This is a genomic window from Micromonospora sp. RP3T, from assembly GCF_003027925.1.
Lineage (GTDB): Bacteria > Actinomycetota > Actinomycetes > Mycobacteriales > Micromonosporaceae > Micromonospora.
Window position 1 is genome coordinate 174,017 of record NZ_PYPS01000001.1, and the last position, 26,277, is coordinate 200,293.

23 protein-coding genes and 1 tRNA gene are annotated in these 26,277 nt (G+C 73.8%); 16 read left to right on the forward strand and 8 right to left on the reverse strand.

What is annotated here, in order from left to right; translation table 11 throughout:
* Positions 1–123 precede the first annotated feature (123 nt).
* A complete protein-coding gene (locus tag C8054_RS00810; RefSeq protein ID WP_199199444.1) occupies positions 124–1,440 on the reverse strand; it encodes a D-arabinono-1,4-lactone oxidase in 1,317 nt (438 codons plus the stop codon).
* 219 nt (positions 1,441–1,659) lie between these two features.
* Between C8054_RS00810 and C8054_RS00815 the strand changes: the two genes are divergently transcribed.
* Positions 1,660–2,235: a TetR/AcrR family transcriptional regulator gene (locus tag C8054_RS00815; RefSeq protein ID WP_107154718.1), complete on the forward strand. Its 576-nt coding sequence runs from the start codon at positions 1,660–1,662 to the stop codon at positions 2,233–2,235.
* Between the two features lie 74 nt (positions 2,236–2,309).
* Here the strand turns inward: C8054_RS00815 and C8054_RS00820 are convergent, their stop codons facing one another.
* Positions 2,310–3,518 (reverse strand): amino acid deaminase/aldolase, encoded by a 1,209-nt coding sequence (locus C8054_RS00820; RefSeq protein ID WP_107154719.1) that lies wholly within the window; start codon positions 3,516–3,518, stop codon positions 2,310–2,312.
* 216 nt (positions 3,519–3,734) lie between these two features.
* Here C8054_RS00820 and tmk point away from each other — a divergent pair, with 216 nt between their 5' ends.
* The 6 genes from tmk (at position 3,735) to C8054_RS00850 (ending at position 9,805) form a co-directional block, all read left to right on the forward strand.
* Positions 3,735–5,891, forward strand: a complete 2,157-nt coding sequence (gene tmk / locus C8054_RS00825; RefSeq protein WP_255562906.1) for a dTMP kinase — start codon at positions 3,735–3,737, stop codon at positions 5,889–5,891.
* Positions 5,888–7,243, forward strand: a complete 1,356-nt coding sequence (locus tag C8054_RS00830) for a DNA polymerase III subunit delta' (RefSeq protein ID WP_107154720.1) — start codon at positions 5,888–5,890, stop codon at positions 7,241–7,243. The genes tmk and C8054_RS00830 overlap by 4 nt, the downstream gene beginning before the upstream one ends.
* Positions 7,244–7,393: 150 nt before the next feature.
* Complete coding sequence (locus tag C8054_RS00835; RefSeq protein WP_107154721.1) at positions 7,394–7,723, forward strand: YbaB/EbfC family nucleoid-associated protein; 330 nt, start codon at positions 7,394–7,396, stop codon at positions 7,721–7,723.
* Between the two features lies 1 nt (position 7,724).
* A complete protein-coding gene (locus C8054_RS00840; protein ID WP_107154722.1) occupies positions 7,725–8,030 on the forward strand; it encodes a hypothetical protein in 306 nt (101 codons plus the stop codon).
* Positions 8,030–8,698, forward strand: a complete 669-nt coding sequence (locus C8054_RS00845; RefSeq protein WP_107154723.1) for a hypothetical protein — start codon at positions 8,030–8,032, stop codon at positions 8,696–8,698. The genes C8054_RS00840 and C8054_RS00845 overlap by 1 nt, the downstream gene beginning before the upstream one ends.
* Before the next feature lie 261 nt (positions 8,699–8,959).
* Entirely contained in the window at positions 8,960–9,805 is an 846-nt protein-coding gene (locus C8054_RS00850; protein WP_107154724.1) for a regulatory iron-sulfur-containing complex subunit RicT, read from the forward strand.
* A 21-nt stretch (positions 9,806–9,826) separates the two neighbouring features.
* On the opposite strand, the gene C8054_RS00855 is transcribed toward C8054_RS00850, so the two are convergent.
* Positions 9,827–11,521, reverse strand: coding sequence for a metallophosphoesterase (locus C8054_RS00855; protein WP_233219433.1), 1,695 nt, complete (start codon positions 11,519–11,521; stop codon positions 9,827–9,829).
* Between the two features lie 175 nt (positions 11,522–11,696).
* On the opposite strand from C8054_RS00855, the gene C8054_RS00860 reads away from it, so the two are divergent.
* The 3 genes from C8054_RS00860 to C8054_RS00870 all read left to right on the forward strand — a co-directional run bounded on the left by C8054_RS00860 (position 11,697) and on the right by C8054_RS00870 (position 14,649).
* A tRNA-Thr gene (locus C8054_RS00860) sits at positions 11,697–11,770 on the forward strand.
* 201 nt (positions 11,771–11,971) lie between these two features.
* Positions 11,972–12,355, forward strand: coding sequence for a VOC family protein (locus tag C8054_RS00865; protein ID WP_233219412.1), 384 nt, complete (start codon positions 11,972–11,974; stop codon positions 12,353–12,355).
* 140 nt (positions 12,356–12,495) lie between these two features.
* Positions 12,496–14,649 carry an acyltransferase family protein gene (locus C8054_RS00870; RefSeq protein WP_233219413.1) on the forward strand — a complete coding sequence of 718 codons (2,154 nt, stop codon included), beginning with the start codon at positions 12,496–12,498 and terminating at the stop codon, positions 14,647–14,649.
* 4 nt (positions 14,650–14,653) lie between these two features.
* On the opposite strand, the gene C8054_RS00875 is transcribed toward C8054_RS00870, so the two are convergent.
* Positions 14,654–15,274, reverse strand: a complete 621-nt coding sequence (locus C8054_RS00875; protein WP_107154727.1) for a pyridoxamine 5'-phosphate oxidase family protein — start codon at positions 15,272–15,274, stop codon at positions 14,654–14,656.
* A gap of 166 nt (positions 15,275–15,440) precedes the next feature.
* Between C8054_RS00875 and C8054_RS00880 the strand changes: the two genes are divergently transcribed.
* The 3 genes from C8054_RS00880 to C8054_RS00890 are packed head-to-tail and all read left to right on the forward strand — an operon-like array spanning position 15,441 to position 17,606.
* The gene (locus C8054_RS00880; protein WP_107154934.1) at positions 15,441–15,947 is read left to right on the forward strand and encodes a DUF2231 domain-containing protein; all 507 of its coding nucleotides are present in this window, start codon (positions 15,441–15,443) and stop codon (positions 15,945–15,947) included.
* Positions 15,944–16,480: an Hsp20/alpha crystallin family protein gene (locus tag C8054_RS00885; RefSeq protein WP_107154728.1), complete on the forward strand. Its 537-nt coding sequence runs from the start codon at positions 15,944–15,946 to the stop codon at positions 16,478–16,480. Before C8054_RS00880 ends, C8054_RS00885 begins: the two co-directional genes overlap by 4 nt.
* A gap of 7 nt (positions 16,481–16,487) precedes the next feature.
* Complete coding sequence (locus C8054_RS00890) at positions 16,488–17,606, forward strand: glycosyltransferase family 9 protein (protein WP_107154729.1); 1,119 nt, start codon at positions 16,488–16,490, stop codon at positions 17,604–17,606.
* On the opposite strand, the gene C8054_RS00895 is transcribed toward C8054_RS00890, so the two are convergent.
* Together C8054_RS00895 and rfaE2 are read right to left on the reverse strand one after the other, a co-directional pair.
* Positions 17,581–18,453, reverse strand: a complete 873-nt coding sequence (locus C8054_RS00895) for a glycosyltransferase family 2 protein (RefSeq protein WP_107154730.1) — start codon at positions 18,451–18,453, stop codon at positions 17,581–17,583. The two genes, C8054_RS00890 and C8054_RS00895, sit on opposite strands and share 26 nt — an antisense overlap.
* Positions 18,450–20,336, reverse strand: coding sequence for a D-glycero-beta-D-manno-heptose 1-phosphate adenylyltransferase (rfaE2, locus tag C8054_RS00900; protein WP_107154731.1), 1,887 nt, complete (start codon positions 20,334–20,336; stop codon positions 18,450–18,452). Before rfaE2 ends, C8054_RS00895 begins: the two co-directional genes overlap by 4 nt.
* 139 nt (positions 20,337–20,475) lie before the next feature.
* Between rfaE2 and C8054_RS00905 the strand changes: the two genes are divergently transcribed.
* On the forward strand, positions 20,476–21,033 hold the full coding sequence (locus C8054_RS00905; RefSeq protein WP_107154732.1) for a type 1 glutamine amidotransferase domain-containing protein: 558 nt from the start codon (positions 20,476–20,478) through the stop codon (positions 21,031–21,033).
* 55 nt (positions 21,034–21,088) lie between these two features.
* The gene (locus tag C8054_RS00910) at positions 21,089–22,762 is read left to right on the forward strand and encodes an MDR family MFS transporter (protein WP_107154733.1); all 1,674 of its coding nucleotides are present in this window, start codon (positions 21,089–21,091) and stop codon (positions 22,760–22,762) included.
* Between the two features lie 30 nt (positions 22,763–22,792).
* On the opposite strand, the gene C8054_RS00915 is transcribed toward C8054_RS00910, so the two are convergent.
* Entirely contained in the window at positions 22,793–23,284 is a 492-nt protein-coding gene (locus C8054_RS00915; protein ID WP_107154734.1) for an NUDIX domain-containing protein, read from the reverse strand.
* A gap of 84 nt (positions 23,285–23,368) precedes the next feature.
* Here C8054_RS00915 and C8054_RS00920 point away from each other — a divergent pair, with 84 nt between their 5' ends.
* Positions 23,369–25,018, forward strand: coding sequence for a fatty acid--CoA ligase (locus C8054_RS00920; RefSeq protein WP_107154735.1), 1,650 nt, complete (start codon positions 23,369–23,371; stop codon positions 25,016–25,018).
* 175 nt (positions 25,019–25,193) lie between these two features.
* Here the strand turns inward: C8054_RS00920 and C8054_RS00925 are convergent, their stop codons facing one another.
* Entirely contained in the window at positions 25,194–26,207 is a 1,014-nt protein-coding gene (locus C8054_RS00925) for an NADPH:quinone reductase (protein ID WP_107154736.1), read from the reverse strand.
* Positions 26,208–26,277: the final 70 nt, after the last annotated feature.

Below are 26,277 nucleotides of genomic sequence, written 5' to 3' on the forward strand. Positions count from 1 at the left end.
CATCGCTGGTGAGCGGTATGCCTCCTGGTCATAATTATGACCAGGAGGCATACCGCATTTCCCTCGAGTTTCTTCCGCCGCACCACACGGAGGGTGGACCCGGAAGATCCCACAAGATTTCGGTCAGGAGCCGAGGACCTGGCGCAGGTAGGGGTTCTCGAAGACGCTCTGCGGGTCCAGGCGGGCGCGGAGGGCCTGGAAATCCGTGAACTTCGGGTAGGCGGGGGCGAGCGAGGCGGCGTCGCGCCAGTGCAGCTTGCCCCAGTGCGGGCGACCACCCAGCTCGGTGGCCACCTGCTCGAACGCGCGGAAGTACGGCTCGTACGGCAAGCCCACGTACTGGTGGACCGCCACGTACGCGGAGTCCCGCCCGTACGAGTGGGAGAGCCAGATGTCGTCGGCGGCGGTGAACCGCACCTCGACCGGGAACAGCACCTTGAACGGCAGCCGGTCCACGATCCGGCGCAGCTCGGCCAGCGCGGTGGGCAGTGCGTCGCGCGGCAGGCCGTACTCCATCTCCACGAACCGGACCCGGCGCGGGGTGCAGAAGACCCGGTCGGAGCGACCGGTGTAGGTGCGTTCGGTGAGCGCCCGGGCGGAGACGGCGCTGATGCCGGGCGCGAGCGCCGGCACCGCGCGGCCGAGGCGGCAGGCCCCGGCGAAGACGGTGTTGGCGAGGAACTCGTCGTCCAGCCAGCCGCGCCAGCGGGGCAGCGGCCGGTCGTCGGCGGGCACCCGGTCGTTGGTCTTGACCTGCACCCGGTCGGTGTACGGGAACCAGTAGAACTCGGCGTGGTCGTGCGCTCCCCACAGGCCGGGCAGGTCGGCCAGCACGTCGGCGAGCGCGGCCGGCCGTTCGTGTGCGCGCAGCACGAAGGCGTCCACGCAGCGCAGCGTGACCTCGACCAGGATGCCGACCGCGCCGAGCCCGACCCGGGCGGCGTCGAACACGTCGGGGTGCTCGTCGGCGGAGCAGCGCAGCACCTCGCCGGTGCCGGTGACCAGCGTCAGGCCGGCCACGAACGTGGAGAGGCAGCCGAGTGTCGCGCCGGTGCCGTGGGTGCCGGTGGAGATCGCGCCGGCGATGGTCTGCGCGTCGATGTCGCCGAGGTTGGGCACCGCCAGACCGTGGCCGGCGAGCAGGTCGTTGAGCGCGTGCAGCGTCATCCCGGCCGGTACGGTGACGAGGCGGCGCGCCACGTCGACGGTGACGTCGGTCGCCAGGTCGGCGAGGTCGAGCCGGTGCCCGTCGGCGACGGCGGTGGCGGTGAAGGAGTGACCGCTGCCGACCGCCCGGATGGTGGTGCCGGCGGCGGCGGCCCGGCGGACCGCCTCGGCGACGTCCGCCACGCTCCGGGGTCGCGCGGTGACCAGTGCCGTGCTGCGTTGGTTGCCGGCCCAGTTGGACCAGTCGGCGGGGCTACCGGCCATGGCGAACACTCCTCGACATGAATATGAACTGAATTCATATCAGGAACGTTGTGCCTGGTAAATACCGCAATCGAGGTCGGCTCGTTGTACCGGTAGTCACAGACTCGTGACGTGCGGATATGTTCAACCGTCGAAGGGGGGTGGCGCCGAGTGTCCACACCAGCCGCCACGACCGGGCCGCTGCGTCGGGTACCGGTGCAGGGTCGAAGTGTCGCGCGCGTCCAGCGGATGCTGGACGCCTGCGCCGAGCTCGTCGACGAGGTGGGGTACGAGGGGTTGACCACGACCCTGCTCGCCGAGCGTGCCGAGGTGGCGATCGGGTCGGTCTACCAGTTCTTTCCGGACAAGCGGGCGATCGTGCAGGCGCTGACGTTGCGGACCATGGAGTCCTACCTCCAGCGGCTCGACGAGCGCTTCGCCTCGGACGATCTGACCCACTGGTGGGACGGGGTCGACGCGGCGATCGACGAGTACATCTCGATGCACCGCACGGTGCCCGGTTTCCGTACCCTGCACTTCGGCGACGTGGTCGACCTGCACCTGCTGGACGACCAGCGCGACAACAACGGGGTCATCGCGGAGCAGCTCGCCCGCGTGCTCACCGAGCGGTTCGGTCTGGCCGGCGTGCCCGACCTGCGGTTCCACCTGGAGGTCGCGGTGGAGGCCGCCGACGCCCTGATCAAGCTGGCGTTCCGCCGCCGTGCCGACGGCGACGAGCGGGTGCTGGTCGAGGCGAAGGCGCTCATCCGGGAGTACCTGCACCGTCAGGTCGACGCCCCGACCGAGGCCGTCCCACAGGCCTGAGCGGCACGCCGAGCGGCGGGTACCCGAGTGCGCCGGGGCCCGCCGTCGTCATGTCCCGACCTGTTCCCGCCCGGTCAGAGGAACGCGTGGCCCTCGCCCCGGTAGGTGGGCACGGTCGCCACCACGGCGTCACCGTCGACCAGGTGCACCTCGTTGACGTGCTCGCACACCTCGCCCGCCTTGGCGTGGCGGAACCACACCCGGTCGCCGACCCGCAGGTCGTCCGCGGCGTCGCCGGCGAGCGGGGTCTGCACCTCGCCCGCGCCCTCCGCGCCGAGCAGCTTCAGCCCTTCCGGCAGCCACGGCCGGGGCAGCCGGCTCTCCGCCGCCGGGCCGGAGGCGATCCAGCCGCCGCCGAGCACGGTGGCCAGCCCGGGTGCCGGCCGGCGGACCACCGCGCAGGCGAAGAACGCCGCCGGGGTGGGCCGCCAGGCGCGGTACGCGTCGAACAGCGTCGGGCCGTACAGGCCGGAGCCGGCGGTGACCTCGGTGACCGCCGGGTCGGCGCTGGTGGCGGCCACGCTGCCGGTGCCGCCGCCGTTGACGAACTCCAGGTCGGCGTGCTCGCGTACCGCGGCGACCGCGGCCGATCGGCGGGCCAGCAGTTCCCGGTACGACCCGCGCTGCGCGACCCGGATCGCCGAGCCGAGCGCCGCCTGCCCGGGTGGGGCGTCCCCGAGACCGGCGATCTGTGCCTCGTACGACATCAGACCGACCAGTCGGAAGCCCGGCCGGCCGGCGACGGCGGCGGCGAGCGCGCCGGCCGCCCGGGCGCTGTGCACCGGGGAGCGGCGCACGCCGACGTGCACCCGGCCGCGCAGCGGTCGCCAGGAGGCGTCCAGGTCGAGGCAGACGCGCAGCGCGGGCCGGCTGCCGGGCGGGCACACCCGGTCGATCAGGTCGAGCTGCCCGGCGTCGTCGACCATCAGCGTGACCGCGTCGGTGAGCGCCCGGTCGGCGGCCAGTTCAACGAGCGCCCCCCGATGTGCGGTCGGGTACGCGACCAGCACGTCGTCGGCGACGCCGGTGCGGGCGAGCCAGAGCGCCTCGGGCAGCGTGAAGGCCATCACACCGTGCCAGCCGGGGCGCTTGAGCGCGCGGGTGAGCAGCTCGCGGACCCGCACCGACTTGCTCGCCACGCGCAGCGGCTTGCCCCCGGCCCGGTCGGCCAGCGCGTCGGCGTTGTCGTCGAACGAGGAGAGGTCGACCACCGCGTACGGCGGGTCGAGGTGGGCGGTCGCCCGGTCGAGACGATCGCGAAGTTCGGCACGGTCGATGGCCACGTCTGCACGCTAACTGTCCGGACGGCAATGCGAAATACCCTCGCGTCTGTCCGGGCTGCGGGTGGTGGTCCCGGCGGCCTAGGCTCGGCGAACAGGCGATGTCACGGGGGGCGACACCCTCCGCGCGGCTAGAGTGTTCCACCGGGGATGCCCAGACCTGGGCCGGCACGTGGAGGTACGGCCATCGAAAGCCAGAAGAACGGCGAGTCGTCCGGCGTGTCGTCGTCCGGGACAGCCGCCGACCGGTCCGGGTTCGCCGCCATCCGCTCGGTGCTGCGCATCCGGCCGTTCCGCCGGCTGTGGATCGTGCTCAGCGCCGCCTCCTTCGGTGACTGGCTCGGCCTGCTCGCCACCGCCCTGTTCGCCGCCTCGCAGGTCTCCGGCAGCACCGCCCAGGGCGCGGCGTTCGGCGGCGTCACCGCGATCCGGCTGCTGCCGGCGCTGGTGCTCGGCCCGGTGGCGGGCGTCTTCGCCGACCGGTTCGACCGCCGGTGGACGATGGTCATCTGCGACGTGCTGCGCTTCGTGCTGTTCGCCTCGATCCCGCTCTACGCGCTCACCGGCGCGGCGGGCGGCCTGGTGGTCGGCTGGGCGCTGATCGCCACCTTCCTGATCGAGTCGATCACGCTGCTGTGGATTCCGGCCAAGGAGGCCGCGGTCCCCAACCTGATCCCGCGTACCCGGCTGGAGGCCGCCAACCAGCTCACGCTGATCACCACGTACGGCCTGACGCCGGTGGCCGCCGCCATCGCGCTGGCGGTGCTGACCCGCGGCCTGCCCGGCGCGGTCGGCGGCAACCTGCCCGACTGGGCCCAGCCGGCCCAGCTCGCGCTCTGGTTCAACGCCTTCTCCCGGCTGGCCACCGCGCTGGTGGTGGCGTTCGGGATCAAGGAGATCAGCGAGGCCCAGCGCGGCGAGGCCCAGCGCACCGAGCAGAGCATGTTCCGCCAGTTCGCCGACGGCTGGAAGTTCATCGGCCAGACGCCGCTGGTCCGTGGCCTGGTGCTGGGCATCTTCGGCGCGTTCGCCGGCGGCGGCATCGTGGTCGGCACCGGCAAGTTCTTCGCCAACTCGCTCGGCGCCGGCGACGCCGCGTTCTCGCTGCTCTTCGGCGCGATCTTCGTCGGCCTGGCGCTCGGCATCGGGCTGGGGCCGATGATCGTGCGGGACATGTCCCGGCGCCGCTGGTTCGGTATGAGCATCGTGCTGGCCAGCGCCTCCGTGCTGGTGCTGGCGTTCGCCATCCACCTGTCCATGGCCATCCTCGGCGCGATCCTGGTCGGCGCCGGTGCCGGCATGGCGTTCCTGGCCGGCACCACGCTGCTCGGCGGCGAGGTCGCCGACGAGGTGCGCGGCCGGGTCTTCGCGGTGGTGCAGATCGGCACCCGGCTGGTGCTGATCCTGGCCATCGCACTGAGCAGCCTCCTGGTCGGCGTCGGCGGCTCCCGTCAGCTCACCATCGCCGACCTGGGCATCTCCATCTCCTCGACCCGCCTGCTGCTGCTCGCCGCCGGTGCGGCCGGGATCTTCGCCGGGATCAGCGCGTTCGGCCAGATGGACGACAAGAAGGGCGTGCCGGTCCTGGCCGACCTCTGGGGCTCGATCCGGGGCCGCCCGCTGATGCCGGCCGAGTCGTTCGTCTCCTCCGGCCTCTTCGTGGTCTTCGAGGGCGGTGAGGGCGCCGGCAAGTCCACCCAGCTCGCCGCGCTCGCCGAGCGGCTGCGCGGCGGCGGGCGGGACGTGGTGGTCACCCGCGAGCCGGGCGCCACCGGGATCGGTGAGCGGATCCGCTCGCTGGTGCTGGGCACCACCTCCGACGACGCGCCGTCGCCGCGTGCCGAGGCGCTGCTCTACGCCGCCGACCGGGCCCACCACGTGGCCACCGTGGTCCGCCCGGCGCTGGTGCGGGGCGCGGTGGTGATCAGTGACCGGTACGTCGACTCGTCGCTGGCGTACCAGGGCGCCGGCCGGACGCTGCCGGTGGACGAGGTCTCGTGGCTCTCCTCCTGGGCCACCGGGGGGCTCAAGCCCGACCTGGTGGTCCTGCTCGACGTCGAGCCGCACACCGGGCTCGGCCGGGTGACGGCCCGCCGGGAGGGCACCGACCGGCTGGAGGCCGAGTCGCTGGCGTTCCACGAGCGGGTCCGGTACGCGTTCCTCGACCTGGCCGCCGGCGACCCGAAGCGTTACCTGGTCCTCGACGCGTCCCGCCCGGCCGAGGAGATCGCCGACGCGGTCGCCCGCCGGGTGGACGAGTTCCTCGTCGACCCGGCCGGCATCGTGCACCCGCGTCCGGCCCAGGGCCCGGACACCTCGGTCCAGCCCGAGTTATCCGAATCGGAGCTGGTGACGATGGAGCAACGCCGACGATGACGGACGTCTTCGGCGATCTGGTCGGGCAGGACGAGGCGGTGGCCACGCTGCGGCACGCCGCCGCCTCGGCCGCCGCGCTGCTGCGCGCCGCCACCCTCGCGGTGGCCGGCACGGGCGCCCCGACCAACGGCGGAGACCCCGGCGGGTACGACGACCTCGACGCGCTCGCCGAGCAGTTCGACGAGCCGGGTGACCCGGACAGGGCCGGTGCGACCGGTGACCCGGGCGCGACGACGTCCACTGCCGACCCCGTCTCCGCCGACCCCGGTGCCGGGATGACGCACGCGTGGATCTTCACGGGGCCACCCGGTTCGGGCCGGTCGGTGGCCGCCCGGGCGTTCGCCGCCGCGCTCCAGTGCGTGCACGGCACCGGCTGCGGGCGCTGCCCCGGCTGTCACACCACGCTGGCCGGCACCCACGCCGACGTGCGGCTCGTGGTGCCCGAAGGGCTCTCCATCGGCGTCGGCGAGATGCGCGCGCTGGTGCTGCGGGCGGCGAGCACGCCCTCCGGCGGTCGCTGGCAGATCGTGATCATCGAGGACGCCGACCGGCTCACCGAGGCCGCCGGCAACGCGTTGCTGAAGGCGGTCGAGGAGCCGCCTCCGCGTACGGTCTTCCTGCTCTGCGCCCCGTCCACGCACCCGGACGACGTCTCGGTGACCATCCGGTCGCGGTGCCGGGTCGTGCCGCTGCGCCAGCCGCCGGCCGGCGCGGTGGCCGAGGTGCTGGTCCGTCGGGACGGCATCGCCCCGGACGTGGCCGGGTGGGCCGCCGCAGCCGCGCAGGGGCACGTGGGCCGGGCCCGGCGGCTGGCCCGCGATCCGGAGGCCCGGCAGCGGCGGGACGCCGTGCTGGCCGTGCCGCGCCGGCTCACCGGCGTGGGCGCCGCGTTCGACGCCGCCTCGGCGCTGATCGAGGCCGCCGAGGCGGAGGCCGCCGCCTCGGTCGCCGAGGTTGACGAGGCGGAGCGGGCGGCGTTGCAGACCGCGCTCGGCGCCGGCGGCACCGGCCGGGGTGCGGCCGGGGCCATGCGGGGCGCCGCCGGCCAGCTCAAGGACCTGGAGAAGCGGCAGAAGTCGCGGGCCACCCGGGCCCAGCGGGACGCGCTGGACCGGGCGCTCGTCGACCTGGCCGCCTTCTACCGGGACGCGCTCACCATGGCGCTGCGGGCGCCGGTCGCCCCGGTGCACACCGACACCGCGTCGCTGGCCGCCGCCGGCGCCCAGAAGTGGGACGCCGAGGGCTCGTTGCGCCGCCTGGAGGCGGTGCTGGAGTGCCGGGCGGCGATCGAGACGAACGTCAAGCCGCGGATCGCGGTCGAGGCGATGATGGTGTCGCTCTGGCGGGGCTGACCCCACCCCACCCCACGCTGTCCACAGGGCATCGACACGCGCGATTGACGTGCGGTACGGTCCGGGGAATGCCGTGGTCACCGAGGCGGCACGCTCAGTGAGGGTGGCGTCGGGGTGGGGCGGCGGCGCCGACCGGGGAGGAGTCCGCCGATGGCGCGGGGGGAGATCGACGAGGCCTGGATCGAGGAGGCGGTACGGCGTTACCGCCGCATCGAGATGCTCCAGGCCGAGTTCGACCAGGCGGTCGCCACGGTGGAGGTCACCGTCCGTTCGCCCGACGGGCTCGTCGAGGTGGTGGTCACGGCCGGTGGGCGGATCACCGACGTGCGCTTCCTCGGCCCGCTGCACCAGCGCAACCCGCGTGACGTGGCCGGTTCGGTGCGGGCCGCGGTGAGCGCCGCCGCGGACGCGGCGCAGTGGGCCCGGGAGAAACTGCACAACGAGACGTTCGCGGCCTACCGGCCGCTCGCGGGAGCCTGACATGGAATCGCTGCGTGCGCTGGCCGCCCGCCTCGACGAGGCCGCCGCCGGTCTCACCACGCTGGCCCGCACCGTGCCCGCCACCGACCCGCCGCACCCCGCGTTCGGCGCCCACGCGGCCGGCCGGCCCGGCGAGGTCGGGCGTGCGCTGCACCGGCAGTGGACCGCCGCCACCGCCGACCGGGCCCGCGAGGCGCAGGCGGCCGCGAACCGGCTGGCCGCCGCCGCAGCGGCGCTGCGGAGCGCCGCCGAGCGCTACGCGGCCACCGACGACGCGGTCGTCCGCCGGCTGGCCCGGGAGGCCTGATGGACGCGCTGGACCGTCTCGCCGAGCCGGGCCTCGACCTGCTCACCCGCGTCGACGCGCTGCTCGCCGCCGGCGCGCCCGAGGGCCACCGGCTCTGGCCGCTGCTGCGCCGCATGCAGGTGCTCCCCGGCGTGGCCGTGCGGGAGTTCCTCGACCTGCACCCGGCGCCGCTGACCGGCGCCGGCCACGCCGTGCGCCGGCTCGTCCGGGGGTACGACGACACCTGCGCCGTGCTCACCGACCCGGTCGCCTGGTCCGGGTCCGCCGCGTCGGCCTACGACGAGGCGCGCACCGCCCTGCTCCGGCATCTCGACGAGGGGCCGGAGAGCCTGGTCGGGCGGCTGGAGTCGACCGCTGGCTACGCGGACGCGCTGGCCGGCTGGGTGGAGAGCAGCCGGGCCGCGCTGGCGCGGGCGCTCGCTGAGGTGGTCGGCTCGGCCGAGGCGGTCGCCGTGCACGCCGCGAGCCGGCCGGGCGTCGAGCCCGGCCCGGTCGGCGCGTCGGCGGCGGCCGAGATCGCCACCCGGGTGCTGGGGGTGCTCGGGGTGGCCTACGACGGCGCCGAGACGCTGCTGCGCCAGTGGGGGCCGAGCCTGACGGAGACGACCTGGCGGGACCGCGCCGTCTCCGCGCCGCGCTACGGCGGCACCACCCGGATCGGCTACTGACGGCCCACGGCGTCGCACGCCGCTCCGACCGTGGCCGGGCACCGGCGTGCGACGCCGTGGCTTTCCCCTGCACCCCCCGCAGGTATGCCTTCACTCAACGCGGTGGATGGGCGTTTGTCCCGGGGGCGGCCCAGGTTTCAACCGTCCGGGCGAGGCGCGGGGGCCGGTTCGGTCGGGTCGACCGGGATGGATCGCTGCGCGGTGTGACCGGACGGCGACCGGTGGACCGTCCGACCGCTCCGGTCCGCGTAGGGTAGGCGCATGGGCATGCTCTGCGCGGTCAGCTTCAACCGGTACGGGCGCCTCTACTACCTCGATCCCGGTGAGTTCCGCCCCCAGGTGGGGGACCGGGTCCTGGTGCCCACCGACGAGGGCCCCGAGGTGGCCGAGTGCGTCTGGGCCGCGCAGTGGGTCAGCGAGGACACCGACGTTTTCCCGAAGCTGGCCGGGCTGGCCGGCGAGGACGACCTGCACCGCGACGAGCTGCTGCGCCGGCGCAAGGCCGACGCGAAGGTGGCCGCCAAGCGGCTGATCCGCGAGCACGGCCTGCCGATGAAGGTGGTGGCCGTCGACCACGTCCTGGCCACGCCGGAGTCCGGCAGCGACCGCACGACCATCTACTTCACCGCGCCGCACCGGGTGGACTTCCGTTCCCTGGTCCGCGATCTGGGCGCGACGCTGCACTGCCGGGTCGAGCTGCGGCAGCTCTCCGCCCGCGACTCGGCGCGCGTGCAGGGCGGCATCGGCTCGTGCGGTCGTGACCTGTGCTGCGCCACGTTCCTCACCGACTTCGAGCCGGTGACGATCCGGATGGCGAAGGACCAGGACCTCCCGCTCAACCCACTGCGCATCTCCGGCGCGTGCGGCCGGCTGATGTGTTGCCTGAAATACGAACATCCCCTGTACCAGCGTTTCCAGGAGTCCGCTCCGGCGGTCGGCACCCGGGTGGAGACCCCGCAGGGCGAGGGCAAGGTGGTCGGCCACAGCGTTCCGCGCGACGCCGTCACGGTCCGCCTGGACGCCGACGGCTCCCGCTGCCAGTGCAGCCGGGCCTCCGTCTGCGCCCCCCGTCAGTCCCACGACCAGCACTACAACCCCACCCCCTGACCGCCCGGCGGGGGTGGGCGGTCAGCGGAGCGTGATGGGAGGTTCGGCCAGGCGGGGCGTCAGCGGGGTCTTCGGGGTCAGCCACGGGGCCGTGGCGGACGGGTCCGGGTTGAGCTGCCAGGCGTGGGACACCCGGTCCAGCGCGACCGGGTAGATCGTCACCGTGCCGTCGGGGTCGAACCGGAACCGGAGGAACGCCTTCGAGTCCTCGATGCCCTGACCGGCGAACAACTCGTTCAGGTTCACTCCGAACGCGCCCGCCACCAGCAGGTAGAGCGCCACCAGTTGACTGGCGACCAGCCCGCTGACCGGGCCGTAGAGCACCGCCGCCGCGACCGCCGGCAGCGGCCACGGCCAGTCGTAGAACGGCAGGTGCAGCCAGAGCCAGGTGCCGCCGGCCGCCAACGCCACCTGCGCCACCCCGTGCGCCACCCCGAGGATCCAGTGCCGGGCGTGCCGCTTGCCGCCCGCGCTGGGCGGCTTCGCGAAGAACGCCGCGCCCAGCAACGTCACCGCGAGCATCGCCACCAGCGGGACGCTGAACAGCCGCTGCGCGGTGGTGTCGGCGCGCTGTGCCGTCACACCGGCCATGGCCAGCATCAGCAACGTGTGCAGCGTGCCGAGCAGCGTGGTGAAGCCCGGGTTGCGCAACGGCAGCCGACGGAAGATCCCCCAGCCGTACCGGCGGGAGCGGGCCTTCTCCGGATAGCGGGCGGCCAGCTCGTACTCGCGGGTGCGGCTGGCCCGTCGGGTCAGCGTGTCCCGCGGCGGCACCTCCAACCGCTCCGGAAGCTGGTGCGTCGGATAGAGGTACGCGCCACCGCCACCGCAGGTGATGAGCTGCCGCTCCGGACCGGAATACCGGGCGTAGTGGTGCAGGTCGCCGGAGACCAGCAGCCGGACCTGGGCGCCGGTGGGCGCCACGATGGTGCGGATGAAGTAGTCGACCGAGTCGTACGCGTTGGGGTGGTCGGCGGCCTTGACCCACGTCGGCGCCGGCACCGCCACGATCACCCGCGACCGCGGGGTGAGCTTGCGGGCCACCGCGTCGAAGTAGGTGAGCTGCGGATCGTCCAGGTACGAGCCGGACTGGTCGTCGAGGCCCAGCAGCCACCACCCGGCCGGCAGCTCCACCGCGAAGTAGGAGCGGGACTGGCCGGTGCCCCAGCCGGCGAAGTGGCGGTCCCGGGAGCGCACGAACAGCCGCAGGAACGCGGTCAGGCCGTCGTACCAGTCGTGGTTGCCGGGGACCGCGAAGAGCGTCGGCCGCTCCGGCGGGGCGACCGGCAGCGCCGCCTGGTACGGGCCCTTGCACCGGTCCTCGTACGCCTCGTAGCCGGCCGACGGATAGACCTGGTCGCCGCCCATCACCAACGTTTGCGCCCGGGGCAGCCGGTGCCCGTCCACGGTCAGCTCCGGCTGGGCCAGCAGGTACGCGATCGAGTAGGTGGCGTCGAAGCCGTCGCCCAGGTCGGCCACGTAGTCGAGCCAGAGCCCGCCGTCCGGCCCGACCTGCCGGAACGTGTCGTCGCCGAACGCGTTCTGCAACTCCCGCTTGTCCAGGTACGCCCCGAACAGCATGGCCAGCAGCGTCCGCAGGCCGGTGCTGATCAGCAGCAGCGGCGCGAGCCAGGGCACCGGCCGGCGTGGGGTGAACCCCAACTCCCGCGGGTCCAGGCTGTGCGGCCGACGGCTGGCCCGCTCGCCCGGGCGCACCTCCGGATCCGGCTGTCGCGGCGGTACGTGGTCGTCGCTCACCCGCCGCAGGGTAGTCCGGACCGGCCGGGAAGTCTCTCCCGTGTCGGGGCCGAGGGGCCCCGGTTGTCCGGTTCCGGACGAGGGGGATCCGGTTCGGCTCCCGGCGGCGCGTGCCGTACACTTGGCGGTCGTTGCCGCCTTAGCTCAGTCGGCTAGAGCGACGCACTCGTAATGCGTAGGTCGACGGTTCGATTCCGTCAGGCGGCTCGGTAGCGAAGCCCAGGTCATCGACCTGGGCTTCGCCGTTTCCCGAGGTTGACCGCGCCGCTGGTGGTGGAGCAGGCGGGCGGACCAGATGCGCAGCCAGCCGAGCCGCCTTCCGCGATGATTCCTGACCGGCTGGCCGGTCCATCCGGTGACCGCTCCTTCCACCCGAGACCTGGAGTCGCCACCGTGCCCACCTCGCCCGTGACCGTCAGTCTGCCGATCGCCGACCGTGTGACCGCACACCGCTTCTACGCCGAGGCGCTCGGCTGGCCGACGGTCGGTGAGCCGGCGGCGGACGGCATTCCCGAGCCGCTCCAGTTCGCCGTGCACGACGGCCTGCGCCTGATGCTGGTGCCGAGCGGCGGTTTCGGCTGGGTCATCGGCGACCACGAGGTCGCCGAGCGGGGCCGCAGCGAGTGCGTGCTCGGCCTGACCGCCGCGGATCCCGCCGAGGTGCGGCGGGTCGTCGACCGGGCCCGGGCCGCGGGCGCCCGCGTCGTGACGGCGCCGGCGGAACAGCCGTGGGGGTACGCCGCCACGTTCGCCGACCCGGACGGCCACCTGTGGATGGTCACGGCGTCCTGACGCACGCTCCGGAACCGGCGCGCGGAGCCCGGGACGACGGGGGAAACGGTACCGGCCCGACCAGCCGGTACGACATTGCCCGCATCCGTGAGAGCCGCTATCGTTCCCTGGCCAGACGCCCCCGGAGTTCGAGGATCGCGGTGACTTCCCCGGAGTTGACGAACCAGGTTGCCCGGCACGATCCCCGCACCGAGGAGAAGACGACCGAGCGCGTCCCGAGCCGGTTCCGGGGCGACGTCGCCGGCCTCCGCGCCGTGGCCGTCGCGGTGGTGCTGCTCTACCACGCCGGGCTGTCGTTCCTGCCCGGTGGTTTCGTCGGCGTCGACGTCTTCTTCGTGATCTCCGGCTTCCTGATCACCGGGCAGATCGTCGCCGAGATCGAGCGCACCGGCCGGCTCTCCCTCGTCGGGTTCTACGCGCGCCGGGCCAAGCGGATCCTGCCCGCCGCGACGGTGGTGCTCGCGGCGACCGCGGTGGCGGTCCGGCTCTTCGTGCCCCGCGGCGACTGGCAGGCCATCGGCGGCGACATCGCCGCCGCGGCGGTCTACGTGGTGAACTGGCGGTTCGCCGACCGGGCGGTCGACTACCTCGCCGCCGACAACGCGGTGGTCTCGCCGGTGCAGCACTACTGGTCGCTCGCCGTCGAGGAGCAGTTCTACCTGGTCTGGCCGTTGCTGATCGTGCTGGCGCTGCTCGCCGCGCGGGCGCTGCGGCGGGCCAACGTGCGGCCGGTCCTGTGGGTCGGTCTCGCGGTCCTGGCGGTGCCGTCGTTCGTCTGGTCGATCGTCGAGACGGCGAACTCGCCGGCGCGCGCGTTCTTCGTCTCCACGACGCGGTTGTGGGAACTCGCCGTCGGGGCGGGCGTCGCGCTGATCGCGACGCGGGCCGCGCGGATGCCACGGGCGGTGGCGGTCGTCCTCGGGTGGCTCGGGCTGGCCGCGATCGTCGCGGCGGCGGCGCTGGTGAGCGGCAAGACGGCCTGGCCCGGGTACGCTGCCGCGCTGCCCACGCTCGGTGCCGCCGCGGTCGTCGCGGCCGGCCCGGCGGCGGGCTCGCGGGGGCCGGTGGTGCTGCTCGGCACCGCCCCGTTCCGCTGGGTCGGTGACCTGTCGTACTCGCTGTACCTGTGGCACTGGCCGATGCTCATCGTGGCCGCGGCCCGCTTCGGCGAGTTGTCGACGGTCGAGGGACTGGCGGTGGCGCTCGCCTCGGTGGTGCCCGCCTGGCTCACGTTCCGGCTGGTGGAGAACCCGCTGCGGTACTCCCGGAAGATCGCCACGTCGCCGCGGCTCGCGTTGAGTCTCGGCGGCAACTTCACCATGGCCGGGATCTGCGCCGGCCTGGCGCTGGTCCTGCTCGGCGCCTGGGCGGCCGCCGCGGTCCCCACCAGGAGCCGGTACGCGCCGGGCGCGGCGCTGCTGTCCACCACGCCCGGCACCGCCCCGATCGGCCCGGTGCCGGAGCGGTTCGACGTGATCACGCCGGATCCGCTGCAGATCCGGCAGGGGTTCCTGGACGTGCCCGTCACGAAACGGGACAACTGCTTCCAGCAGGTCGAGGGCGCCGAGGTGTTGTGGTGCACGTACGGCAACCCGCAGGGCGCCACCACCGTCGCCCTGGTGGGTGACTCGAAGATGGACCAGTGGCTGCCGGCGTTCCAGGTGCTCGCCGAGCAGAACGACTGGAAGCTGGTGATCGCCGCCAAGGCCGGGTGCGCGTTCACCAGCGCCAAGGTGCTCAAGGGTGACAAGTCCGGCAAGCCCTACACCGACTGCATCGAGTGGAACCGGGCGCTGCTGAGCCGGCTGCTGCGGGAGCGTCCCGACTACGTGGTCACCTCGCAGTCGGCGCCGACCGCCCTGAATGCCACCGGCCGGGGAGTCTCGGTCGACGCGATGGTCGCGGGCGTACGGGCCTCCTGGAAGAAGCTCGACTCGGTGGGCGCGCAGGTCGTCGTGATGGCGAACAACCCGCTGCCGCCGGGCGCACCGGTGGCGTGCGCCGACGAGAACCGCAAGCGGCTCTCCACCTGCGCGTTCGACCGCGTGCTCCACGACCAGGACCAGGCCTACCGGATGCAGCGGCGGGCGGTGACCGGGGTGCCCGAGGTCAGGATGATCGACCTGTTCGACGCCATCTGCCCGACCGAGCGGTGCCCGGTGGTGTTCGGCAACGTGCTGATCTACCGAGGTGGATCGCACATCGGCGCCGCCTACGTGAAGACCACCGCCCCGCATCTCGCCCGCGCCCTGTCCGACGTGGGCGTGCCGGCGGTGTACGCGCCGCAGAAGTGACCGCTCAGACGTAGAGCTTCTTGGCGTAGTCGGGGCCGTAGTGCCGCTCCAGGTCGGCCAGGCTCTCCGCCGGGGCCTCCACCTCCTTGACCAGTCGGGGCCGCGACGGTAGCGCGTCCGGCCGCCAGGTCTCCGGCTGCCACAGCTCGGAGCGGAGGAACGCCTTCGCGCAGTGGTAGAAGATCTGCTCGATCGCCACCTCGACGGCGAGCAGCGGCCGGTGGCCCTTGACCTCCAGGTCGGCGAACCACGGCGCGTCCCGGACCAGCCGGGCCCGCCCGTTGATCCGCAGCGTGTCGGTGCGGCCCGGAATCAGGAAGACCAGCCCGACGTGCGGGTTGGCCAGGATGTTGAGGTAGCCGTCGGCGCGTCGGTTGCCCGGCCGCTCCGGGATCGCGATGGTGGTGTCGTCCCGCACCAGCGTGAACCCGGGCGGGTCACCCTTGGGGGAGACGTCACAGGTGCCGTCCGCGCCGGCGGTGGCGATCAGGCAGAACGGCGAGGCGGCCAGCCACTCCCGGTCCCGCTGGTGCAGCGCGCGGCGCTCCTTGGTGGCAGCGCGCGGCGTCGGCACCCCGATCAGCTCACGCAGCTCCGCCTCGTCGGTGATCTCCCGCGTCGTCACGTCTTCCTCCCCCGTCCGTTGACCTTGACGGCGGTTCCGGCCCGCGACGGGTCGGAATCCGTCATCGTCAGTCTAGGGGCGCGTCGGACGCCGGGTTTGCCCCCGGGAGCGGCGGGTATCGACCGGAACACAGCGCGTGTCCGGAATGTGACGGATGGAGGCCGCGATGGAGAGCCGACTGAAAGTGCTCGGCCATCCCGTGCACCCGATGCTGGTGATGTTCCCGGTGGCGCTCCTGGTCACCGCGGTGATCTTCGACGTGGTCGACACGGTGGGCGGGCCGGACCTCCTCGGCGAGGTCGCGTACTGGAACATCACCGTCGGCCTGATCGGTGGGCTGCTCGCCGCCGTGGCCGGCGCGTTCGACCTGCTCGCCCTACCGACCGGCACCCGCGCCAAGCGGGTCGGGCTGCTCCACGCCGCCGCCAACATCGCGGTGATCCTGCTCTTCGCCGCCGTCTGGGTGGTCCGGCTCAACGCCGGGTCGCGGAACGCCGGCGGCGCGCTGATCGCGATCGAGGTGGTGGCCGTGGCGATCCTCGGGATCAGCGCCTGGCTGGGCGGCGAGCTGGTGGACCGGCTCGGCGTCGGCGTCGACCCGGACCACGACCTCAACGCGTCCAGCTCGCTGCGGCCCACCTCGACCACCCACCGGATCGGAGACGTGCGATGACCGAGCTGGACGGCGGCCGGGGCTGGCGGGGCCGCCAGCAGGGCTGGGACCCGATGGGCGAGTTGCAGGCGCTGCGCGCCGAGCTGAGCCGTCTGGTCGGCGGCCGTTCCGGCACCCCCGACGTGGACGTCACCGAGGTGGCGGACGGCTGGGAGGTGACGGTCCGGCTGCCCGGCGTGGCGCCCGAGGAGGTGGCCGTCGAGCTGGACGAGCGGGAGCTGTGCGTACGGGCCCGGTCGGAGGCCGAGGTCAACGCCGACCAGGGCATCCCGGGCGGGTTCACCACCCGGGGCTTCGAGTACCGCGTCGACCTGCCGTCGCGCGTCGACCCCGAGCGGATCGACGCGGTGATGGACCACGGCCTGCTCCGGGTGCGGCTGCCCCGGGCGGCCCGGCCCGCGCCGCGCACCATCACCGTCGGCCGCACCGGCCCGCGCGACACCGTCGGCCGTACGCCGGCCCCGGTCGACCCGGCCGCGGACCGGGAACTGCACCACCCGGACACCACGCTCGACGAGACCGACCGGCCGTAGGGGCGGCGTGACCAGCCTCCCCCTCGGTCCGGTGGGCGCGCGGGTGCCGGACGTCGAGCGGATCGCCGTGCTCCGGGCCAACGCGCTCGGCGACTTCATCTTCGTGCTCCCCGCGTTGGCGGCGCTGCGGGCCGCGTACCCGTCGGCGGAGATCGTGCTGCTCGGCGCGCCGTGGCACGCGAAGCTGTGGCGCGACCGGCCCGGCCCGGTGGACCGGGTGCTGGTGGTGCCGCCCGGGCCGGGCATCCGCGACGCCGGCCCGGACGAGTCGCCGACCGGCCCGGCGGACTTCCTGGCCGCCGCCCGCGCCGAACGGTTCGACCTGGCGTTGCAGGTGCACGGCGGCGGCGCCAACTCCAACCCGTTCGTCACCGCGCTCGGCGCCCGGGTCACCGCCGGGCTGCGCGCCGACGACGCGCCGCCGCTGGACCGCTGGCTGCGGTACGTCTACTACCAGCACGAGGTGATCCGCTACCTGGAGGTGGCCGCGCTGGTCGGGGCGCCGGCCACCACGATCACCCCGGCGCTGACGGTGACCGACGCGGACCGGGCCGAGGCGGCGGCGGTGCTCGGCGCGCCCGGCCGACCCCGGGTGGCGCTGCACCCGGGCGCCACCGACACCCGGCGCCGCTGGCCGGCGGAGAGCTTCGCCGAGGTCGCCCGCGCGCTGGTCGGGGACGGGTACGAGGTGCTGGTCACCGGCACGCCCGCCGAGCGGGAGACGGTCGACGCGGTGGTCGCGGCGGCCGGGGTGCCGGTACGCCCGCAGGTCGGCACGCTGAGCCTCGGCGCGCTCGCCGCCGCGTACGCGGACTGCGCGCTGGTGGTCTCCAACGACACCGGACCGCTGCACCTGGCCGCCGCGGTGGGCGTGCCCACGGTGGGCATCTTCTGGGTCGGCAACCTGATCAACGGCGCGTCCCCGCTGCGCGGCCGGCACCGCCCGATCGCCGCCTGGACGACCCGCTGCCCGGTCTGCGGCGTCGACTGCACGCCCGGGATCTACCCGCACCGCCCCGGGGACGGCGACTGCCCGCACCGGGTGTCGTTCGTGGCCGACGTGCCGGCCGTCGAGGTGGTGGAGGCGGCCCGCGAGCTGCTCACACCTCCGCGCCCGACTCGTTGAGCACGACCTCCCACGCCTCCACGTCCCGCTCGGTGACCGTGGTCGGCGACTCCAGGTGGTAGGCCCCGCTGGGCAGCACGCCGGCGCCGCCGTGCCGCTCCAGCACCGCGAGCTGCGCGGCCACGTCCTCGCCCTGGTGCCGCTCGGGCAGCCGCTCCCAGAAGTCGAAGCCACCGGCGTCGACCAGCTTCGCCCGGTCGTAGAGCACGCAGCCGCCGATCCAGGAGACCTTGTACGCCCGCCACGCGCCCACTGGCAGGTCGAGCTTCTCGGTGACGTGCAGCAGGTTCGCCGCCGGGTGGATCGACGCCCGGTGCCACTCCGGCGTGCCCGGCCGGATCCGCTCCGGTTCCGGCCGGCCCGACCACTCCTCGTAGTGCCGGTGCGTGTCCGGGCGGACGTCCTCGGTGTAGGAGAGCCCGTGCACCGCGTTGCCGACGAACCCGCAGCCCAGCTCGTGCAGCGCGGTGACCAGCCGGGACAGCGTGCCCGGCTCCAGCCAGACGTCGTCGTCGAGGCAGAGCACGGCGTCGGCCGCCGAGCGGGACAGCAGGTAGGAGCGGTGCTCGGCCAGCCCGCGCCGGGGCAGCCGCCGGGTCAGCAGCACCGGGTGTCCCCGGTGGCGCAACGCCCGGACCATGGTGGCCGCCGCCGGGTGCGCGTACGCGGGGTCGCCGTCGGACTGGTCGCTGACCACCACCCCGAACCCGGGCACGCCCTCCTGGGCGGCCAGCCCGGACAACGTGACCGCCAGCTCGGCCGGCCGGTTGCGGGTGGGGATCAGCACGTCGAGCGGTCGGGGATGCCGGAACCGCTCCGGGGTGTCCGGGTCGAGCGGTCGGGTCACGCCGGCCTGCTCTCGCCGACCGACTGGTTCCGGATCCGGTCGATGATGGCCGAGGTGGAGCGGTCCGGCACGTAGCCGAGCGTGCGGACCTGGCCGCCGAGCCGGCGGACCAGCGGCGCCTCCGGCACCATCTCCGGCGGGTAGTCGCCGCCCTTGACGTAGACGTCCGGGCGGACCGCCTCGATCAGCCGGGCCGGAGAGTCCTCCTCGAAGACCACCACGTGGTCCACGCAGGCCAGCGCCGCCAGCAGCGCGATGCGGTCCTCGACCGGGTTGACCGGCCGGTCCGGGCCCTTGAGCCGGCGTACGCTGCCGTCCGAGTTGACCGCCACGATCAGCAGGTCGCCGAGCGCGCGGGCCTGGGTCAGGTAGCGGACGTGCCCCGGGTGCAGCACGTCGAAGCAGCCGTTGGTGAACACCACCGACCGTCCCGACCGCCGGTGCTCGTCGACGAGCGCGGCCAGTTCGTCGGCGCCGACCAGGGCCGGGTGCCCGGCCTCCTCGCCGCCGGTGCCCAGCGCGGTGAGCAGGTCCTCCCGGCGGCACACGCAGGTGCCGGTGTCGGCGACCGTGATGGTGGCGGCGAGCTGGGCGAGCTGCGCGGCGGTCGGCAGGCCCGCCTCGGCGGCCAGCGCCAGCGTCATGGCCGCCAGGTACGCGTCCCCGGCGCCGACCGCGTGGCTGGCCGGGACCGGCGTGCTGTGACTGCGCCGGGGTGAGCCGTCGGCACCGCCGACCACCGCGCCATCGGTGTCCAGGGTCACCGCGACCACGTCCGCGCCGGTGTGCGCGCGCAGTTCGGACAGGCGCGACTCGGCCAGCTCGGCCCGGTCCACGCCCTCGCCGACGGCCGCGTTCACGGTCACCCCGGTGCCGGTGACGCTGAGCCCGTCGCCGGTCAGCGCCACCCGTTCCTCGCCCGGAGTCGGCTCGCCGGTCGGCCCGGGCGAGCCCCCGGTGGACCCGTGCACGGGCGCGCCGGAGGCGGGGTGCGGACTGCCCGGCGCACGTTCGCCGGGCATGGCGTGCGTCGCCCGTTCACCGGCCTCGCCGGGGCGCGCGTCCACCGCCCGTTCGCCGGCTCCGCCGGGTGCGGCACCGACCACCAGCTCGGACGGGCCGTCGGCCGTCGCCGGATGATCGAGGTGCAGGTCACCGGCGCGGACGACGCCGCGTTCGGCGTGGGCGAACCCGGCGGCGGCGCGGGCCAGCAGTCGGGTCGCCTCGGCGAAGCTCGGCGTCACCACCGTCGGGTTGAGCCCGCGCCAGTCGGCCAGGTCGTGCGCGTCGAGCGCCACCGTGCCGTACCGGTCGCGGTTGGCGACCAGCCAGGCGCGTACCGCCGACGGCAGCGCACCCAGCCCGTAGTCGCAGACCACGAGCGTGAGCGGCTGCCCGGCGGCCACCGCGCGCAGCTCCTCGGTGGCGCAGTGCAGCGCGGTCAGCAGGCGGGCCACCCCGTCGTCGTCGAGCGTGTCCTCCGGGCCACCGGAGTCCTCCCGGAGCAGGATCTGGTTGCCGGCGAGCATCCGGCGCTTGACCGGGGTGGGGCGGCCGGGCTGGCTGACCGTCCGGTCCCAGACCGTCGCCCGGTCCAGGCAGTCGTGCAGCTCGTCGCCGGCGACGTCGGCGCCGACCGGGGCGACGAGCGCGGCCCGGCCGCCGAGCGCGGCGACGTTGACCGCGGTGTTGGCGGCACCGCCGGCGGCGGAGATCCGGCGGCGCAGCGTGAGGACCGGCGCGGGCGCCTCCCGGCAGAGTCGCTCCGACTCGGCGAACCGCCACTCGTCCAGCATGGCGTCGCCGACGACCAGCACGGGACGCCCCTGCCAGCTCGCCACCACGGTGGCCAGCCGGCGCTCTTCCGCTGCTGCTCCTGCCATGCCCTGCCGGGTCCCCCGGCGTCGGCCGGCCAAACCAGTCCGGTCTCGGCCCGGCTGCGACGCGGGCCACCCGGCGCGTCCGGTTTCCGGGCACCGGCCGGGGGAATCGTCCAGACACACCCCGGAGAGGAGAAGCAGCATGGCAGCGACACTTCAGGGCAAGCGGATCGCGTTCCTGGCCGCCGACGGCGTCGAGGAGGTCGAGTACACCAAGCCGCGCGAGGCGGTGGAGAACGCCGGCGCCCGGGTGGAGCTGGTCTCCCTCGAGTCCGGCTCGATCCAGGCGTTCAACCACCTGGACCACGGCAAGCAGTACCAGGTCGACGTCACCACCAAGGAGGCGGACGCCGGCGCGTACGACGGGTTGGTGCTGCCCGGCGGCGTGGCGAACCCGGACTTCCTGCGGGCCGACCCGGACGCGGTCCGGTTCGTGAAGGCGTTCTTCGACGCCGGCAAGCCGGTCGGGGTGATCTGCCACGGCCCGTGGACGCTGGTCGAGGCGGACGTGGTGCGCGGTCGCCGGATCACCTCCTGGCCGAGCCTGCGCACCGACCTCACGAACGCCGGCGCCACCTGGGTCGACGAGGAGGTCGTCACCGACAACGGGCTGGTCAGCAGCCGTAAGCCGGACGACCTGCCGGCGTTCTGCGCCAAGATCGTCGAGGAGTTCGCCGGGGGCCGGCACACCGCCGGCTAGAAAACTCATCCGCCCACCGGGGGCATGATCCGCCCCCGGTGGGATAGGAAGCGGGATGACCGCCCAGGCCGCTGCACCCGCGTTGCCCGCCCGCCAGATCCGGCTGCTGATGTTCGGTCTGATGACCGGCATGCTGCTGGCCGCGCTCGACCAGACCATCGTCGGCACCGCGCTGCCCACCATCGTCGGAGAGCTGGGCGGCATCGACCACTACTCGTGGGTGGTCACCGCGTACCTGCTGGCGTCGACCGCCTCGACGCCGCTCTACGGCAAGATGGCCGACCTGTACGGGCGCCGGCCGGTCTTTCTGTTCTCCATCGGCGCGTTCCTGGTCGGCTCGCTGCTGGCCGGGATGTCGCGGGACATGACCCAGCTGATCGTCACCCGGGGCGTGCAGGGGCTCGGCGCGGGCGGCCTGATGACGCTGGCGTTCGTCATCATCTCGGACGTGGTGCCGCCCCGGGAGCGGGGCCGCTACCAGGGCCTGTTCGGGGCCGTGTTCGGCGTGTCGTCGGTGGCCGGCCCGCTGGTCGGCGGCTACTTCGCGGAGACCAACTGGCGGTGGATCTTCTACCTCAACGTGCCGCTGGCGATTCTCGCCATCGTGGTCTGCTGGCACGTGATGCGGCTGGTGCCGTTCCAGCGCCGCGAGCACACCGTCGACTGGCTCGGCGCGGCGTTGCTGGTCGCCGGCGTGAGCTGCCTGCTGCTGGCGCTGAGCTGGGGCGGCACCTCGTACGCCTGGGGCTCCGGCGTGATCGTCGGGCTGTTCGTGGCCGGTGCGGTGCTGGGCGTGGCGTTCCTGCTCCAGGAGGCCCGGACCCGGGAGCCGATCCTGCCGCTGCGGCTGTTCCGCAGCCGCACGTTCGCGCTGGCCAACACCGCCGGCTTCGTGCTCGGCCTGGTGATGTTCGGGTCGATCATCTTCATTCCGCTCTACCTCCAGATCGTCAAGGGCGCCTCGCCGACCCGTAGCGGCCTGCTGATGCTGCCGATGATGGCCGGCATCATCGTCACGTCGATCCTGACCGGCCGGGCGATGAGCCGGATCGGCAGGTACAAGTGGTTCCCGGTGACGGGCGCCGCCGTGCTGGTGGTCGGCATGCTGCTGTTCCGCCAACTCCAGGTGGGCACGTCGTTGTGGGCCGCGTTCGGTTACATGGTGGTGATCGGCGTCGGGCTGGGCCTGTGCATGCAGTCGCTGATCCTGGCCGTGCAGAACGCGGTGGACGTCCGCGACCTGGGCGCGGGCACCTCCTCGGCCACGTTCTTCCGCTCGCTGGGCGGGTCGTTCGGGGTGGCCATCCTGGGCGCGGTGCTGTCCACGCGGCTCACCGGCGCGCTGGCCGACCGGCTGCCGGGCGCGCTGGCCCAGCTCCCGCCGCAGCAGCGGGCGGCGGTGGCGGCCGGCGGCGCGGAGAACATCTCGATCAACGACCCGGCCACCATCCTCGCGTTGCCCGGCCCGGTACGCGCCGCGATCCAGTCCTCGTTCGTCGACGCGCTGCACCTGGTCTTCCTGACCACCGGGCTGATCGCGGTGCTGGCGGTGCTGGTCACCCTGGCCATGCCGAACCACCAGCTCCGCGGCGCCGGCCCGCAGGGCGCCACCGGCGGCGCGGACCCGCTGGGCGGGAAGGCCGCCGCGCCGGGTGGCAGGCCGTTGCCGAAGGAGTCGAAGGACGAGGCCGCCGCCGAGATGGAGGCGAAGTCGCAGACGATGCTCTGAGCGGGCCCGCCCCGGTCGGGGCCGCCCGGCCTACTTGAGGATCAGGCGGTTGGTCTGCTCGAAGACGTCCAGGTCGGCCAGCGTCTCGGTGACGCTCGACGAGAGCGGGGTGGGGAACTCCGCCCGGTGGAAGAAGCCGGCGTCGGTGGTCTCGTCGGTGAACCGGGACAGCTCGCCGTCCCACTCGTCGACCCGGAACGCGGCGGTGAAGACCTGATAGGTGTGCCCGTACATGTTGGTGTGGGTGCGGTCCGGGCCGGTGTAGAGCGCGAACGCGCTGACCCGCAGCGCGCGGAGGCCGGTCTCCTCGCGGACCTCGCGGACCGCGCAGTCGGCGATCGACTCGCCCAGCTCCATCGCGCCGGCCGGCAGCGCCCACTGGCCGTTGTCGGAGCGCCGGATCAACAGCACCCGGGCGGCGTTGTCGCGCACCACGGCGCGGGCGCCGACGAACATCAGCGTGCGGTCACCGGCCAGCGCGCGGAGCTGCCCGACGTACGAGTCGGCCCAGGAGATGCTCACCCGGACAATCTACGCAGCATTGCCGGCCGGCTCGGCCGTTCCGGGGGTTCCGCTGGTGTGAACGGCGACACTACGTTGTTACCCATGCGTAGCACGATGATGGACGCCCCGCTCCAGGTAGCCCGCATCCTCGAACACGGCGCCACCGTGCACGGCACGGCCGAGGTGGTCACCTGGACCGGCGCCGAACCCCGCCGGATGACGTACGCGGAGGTGGGGCGCGCCGCCGCCCGGCTGGCCCACGCGTTGCGTGACGAGTGCGGGGTGACCGGTGACGAGCGGGTCGCCACCTTCATGTGGAACAACAACGAGCACCTGGTGGCCTACTTCGCGGTGCCGAGCATGGGCGCGGTGCTGCACACGCTCAACCTGCGGCTCTTCCCGGACCAGGTCGCCTACATCGCCAACCACGCGCAGGACCGGGTGGTGCTCGTCGACAGCACGCTCATCCCGCTGCTGGCCCGCGTGCTCGGCGAGCTGGCCACGGTGCGCCACGTGGTGGTGGTGGGCGGCGGTGACCCGGCCCCGCTGGTGGCCGCCGCCGGCGACCGGATCACCGTGCACCACTGGGACGCGCTGCTGGCCGACCGGCCGGAGGTGTTCGACTGGCCGGAGGTGGACGAGCGGGACGCGGCGGCGCTCTGCTACACGTCCGGGACCACCGGCCACCCCAAGGGCGTGGCCTACTCGCACCGTTCGATCTACCTGCACTCGCTGCAGGTCTGCATGCCGGAGGGCTTCGGTCTCGGACCGGGCGACCGGGAGCTGGCCATCGTGCCGATGTTCCACGCCATGTCGTGGGGCCTGCCGTACGCGGCGTTCCTCTCCGGCGCCTCGCTGATCATGCCGGACCGCTTCCTCCAGGCCGAGCCGATCGCCGCGATGATCGCCGCCGAGCGGCCCACACTGGCCGGCGCGGTGCCGACCATCTGGACCGACCTGCTGGCCTACCTGGACACCCACGACGTGGACACCTCCTCGCTGACCGAGGTGATCGTCGGCGGCTCGGCGTGCCCGCCGGCGCTGATGCACGCGTTCCGCGACCGGCACGGCATCGAGGTCATCCACGCCTGGGGGATGACCGAGATGTCGCCGCTGGGTTCGGTGTCCCGAGCCCCGGCCGGTGCGACAGGCGACGACGCCTGGCGCTACCGCTACACCCAGGGCCGCGTCCCGGCCGGGGTGGCGGCGCGGATCGTCGGGCCGCTGGGTGAGCCGCTGCCCGCGGACGGGACGTCCGTGGGCGAGCTGGAGGTGCGGGGGCCGTGGGTGACCGCCCGGTACGTCGGCGACGACGAGCCGGATCCGGAGAAGTTCCGGGACGGCTGGCTGCGGACCGGGGACGTCGGCACGCTCTCGCCGGACGGGTTCATCACGCTCACCGACCGGGCCAAGGACGTGATCAAGTCCGGCGGGGAGTGGATCTCCTCCGTCGAGCTGGAGAACGCGCTGATGGCGCATCCGGCGGTGCTGGAGGCGTGCGTGGTGGGTGTGCCGGACGAGCGCTGGGACGAGCGCCCGCTGGCCACCGTGGTGGTCCGCGAGGGCACCTCGGTCACCGCGGAGGAGCTGCGGGACTTCCTGGCCGGCTCGGTGGCCCGCTGGCAGTTGCCGGAGCGCTGGGCGTTCATCGACGCGGTCCCGAAGACCAGCGTCGGCAAGTTCGACAAGAAGGTGGTGCGCTCGCGGTACGCCGACGGCGGGCTTGAGGTGCGGGAACTGTCCGCGCCGTAACGCTTTCCGGCGTACCGTCGCCTACACAGGTAGGAACACGTTTCCCACGGACATTCCTCCCAGAGGGCGGCCCCGGCGTTCGCACCGCGCCGGGGCCGCCCGTCCGTTACGGGGTGACCCGCACCGCCATTGTTGCGAAACTTGTTCGCCTCTGTCCCGATGTCGGGGAAATCCCCTACTCCTCGGCGGTGCTGACCAGCACCTTGCCCACCGCGCCGTCCCGTACCGCCTGCTGCGCCGCCGCGGTCTCCGCAAGTGGATACCGGTGCAGCGGCAGCCCGGCCTCCGCGCCGACCCGGATCGCGCCCTGCGCCACCGCCGCCGCGATGTCGGTCACCGCCTGCGCCTTGGCCACCTTCGGCGCGGTGTAGACCAGCACGAACTGCCAGCGCGCGTTCGGCCCCATCAACGGCCGGATCGGCAGCGTCACCTCGTCGCCGCCGTCGTCGGCGTAGACGCAGACCGCGCCACCGGTACGCAGCATCCGCACGTCGCCGGCGGCGTTGCGGGCGGCGGAGACCTCGACGATGGTGTGCACCCCGTCGGGCGCGACCTTGCGGACCTCCTCCACCACGTCCTGCTCGCGGTAGTTGATCACGAAGTCGGCCCCGGCCGCGGCGGCGAGCTGCGCCTTCTCCGGCGTGCTCACCGTGGTGATCACGCAGGCGTCGGCCCAGCGGGCGAGCTGGATCGCCGCGTTGCCCACCGCGCCCGCCCCGCCCTGCACCAGCACCACGTGGTCGCTCAACGCACCGGCGTGCAACGTGTCCGGCATGAACTCGCCGACGGTCAGGCAGCGGTGCGCGGTCATGAACGGGATGCCCAGCGCCGCGCCCAGGTCGAACGACGCCGAACCGAGCGGCACCGCGTGCCGGACCGGGACCACCGTGTACTCCGCCGCGGTGCCCCACGGGCGCTGCCAGGCCGCCTCCCACAGCCAGACCCGCTCGCCGATCAGGATCCGGTCGACGCCCTCGCCGACCGCCTCCACCACCCCGGCGCCGTCCTGGTGCGGGATCTGCCAGCCGGCCGGCAGCGGCCACGCCTCGCGCGCCTTCCAGTCCGTCGGGTTCACCCCCGAGACGGCCATCCGCACCAGCACCTCACCCGGGCCCGGCTCGGGCACCGGCCGCTGAACCACCTGGAGCACCGAGGCGTCCCCGCTGCGCTCGTACACGATCGCCCTCATCGCCGTCCCTCCGCCGTCGTTACCCCCACCGTAAGGCGGGGCCCCCGCTTAACGCTTCCGGTAGAGGAAG

Bases quoted from the DNA above. Each gene is read 5' to 3' on its own strand.
- C8054_RS00815 (WP_107154718.1), top strand. From the start codon at position 1,660: ATGCTGGACGCCTGCGCCGAGCTCGTCGACGAGGTGGGGTACGAGGGG.
- C8054_RS00830 (WP_107154720.1), top strand. From the start codon at position 5,888: ATGACGGACGTCTTCGGCGATCTGGTCGGGCAGGACGAGGCGGTGGCC.
- C8054_RS00835 (WP_107154721.1), top strand. From the start codon at position 7,394: ATGGCGCGGGGGGAGATCGACGAGGCCTGGATCGAGGAGGCGGTACGG.
- C8054_RS00840 (WP_107154722.1), top strand. From the start codon at position 7,725: ATGGAATCGCTGCGTGCGCTGGCCGCCCGCCTCGACGAGGCCGCCGCC.
- C8054_RS00845 (WP_107154723.1), top strand. From the start codon at position 8,030: ATGGACGCGCTGGACCGTCTCGCCGAGCCGGGCCTCGACCTGCTCACC.
- C8054_RS00850 (WP_107154724.1), top strand. From the start codon at position 8,960: ATGGGCATGCTCTGCGCGGTCAGCTTCAACCGGTACGGGCGCCTCTAC.
- C8054_RS00880 (WP_107154934.1), top strand. From the start codon at position 15,441: ATGGAGAGCCGACTGAAAGTGCTCGGCCATCCCGTGCACCCGATGCTG.
- C8054_RS00885 (WP_107154728.1), top strand. From the start codon at position 15,944: ATGACCGAGCTGGACGGCGGCCGGGGCTGGCGGGGCCGCCAGCAGGGC.
- rfaE2 (WP_107154731.1), bottom strand. From the start codon at position 20,336: ATGGCAGGAGCAGCAGCGGAAGAGCGCCGGCTGGCCACCGTGGTGGCG.
- C8054_RS00905 (WP_107154732.1), top strand. From the start codon at position 20,476: ATGGCAGCGACACTTCAGGGCAAGCGGATCGCGTTCCTGGCCGCCGAC.
- C8054_RS00910 (WP_107154733.1), top strand. From the start codon at position 21,089: ATGACCGCCCAGGCCGCTGCACCCGCGTTGCCCGCCCGCCAGATCCGG.
- C8054_RS00920 (WP_107154735.1), top strand. From the start codon at position 23,369: ATGCGTAGCACGATGATGGACGCCCCGCTCCAGGTAGCCCGCATCCTC.
- C8054_RS00925 (WP_107154736.1), bottom strand. From the start codon at position 26,207: ATGAGGGCGATCGTGTACGAGCGCAGCGGGGACGCCTCGGTGCTCCAG.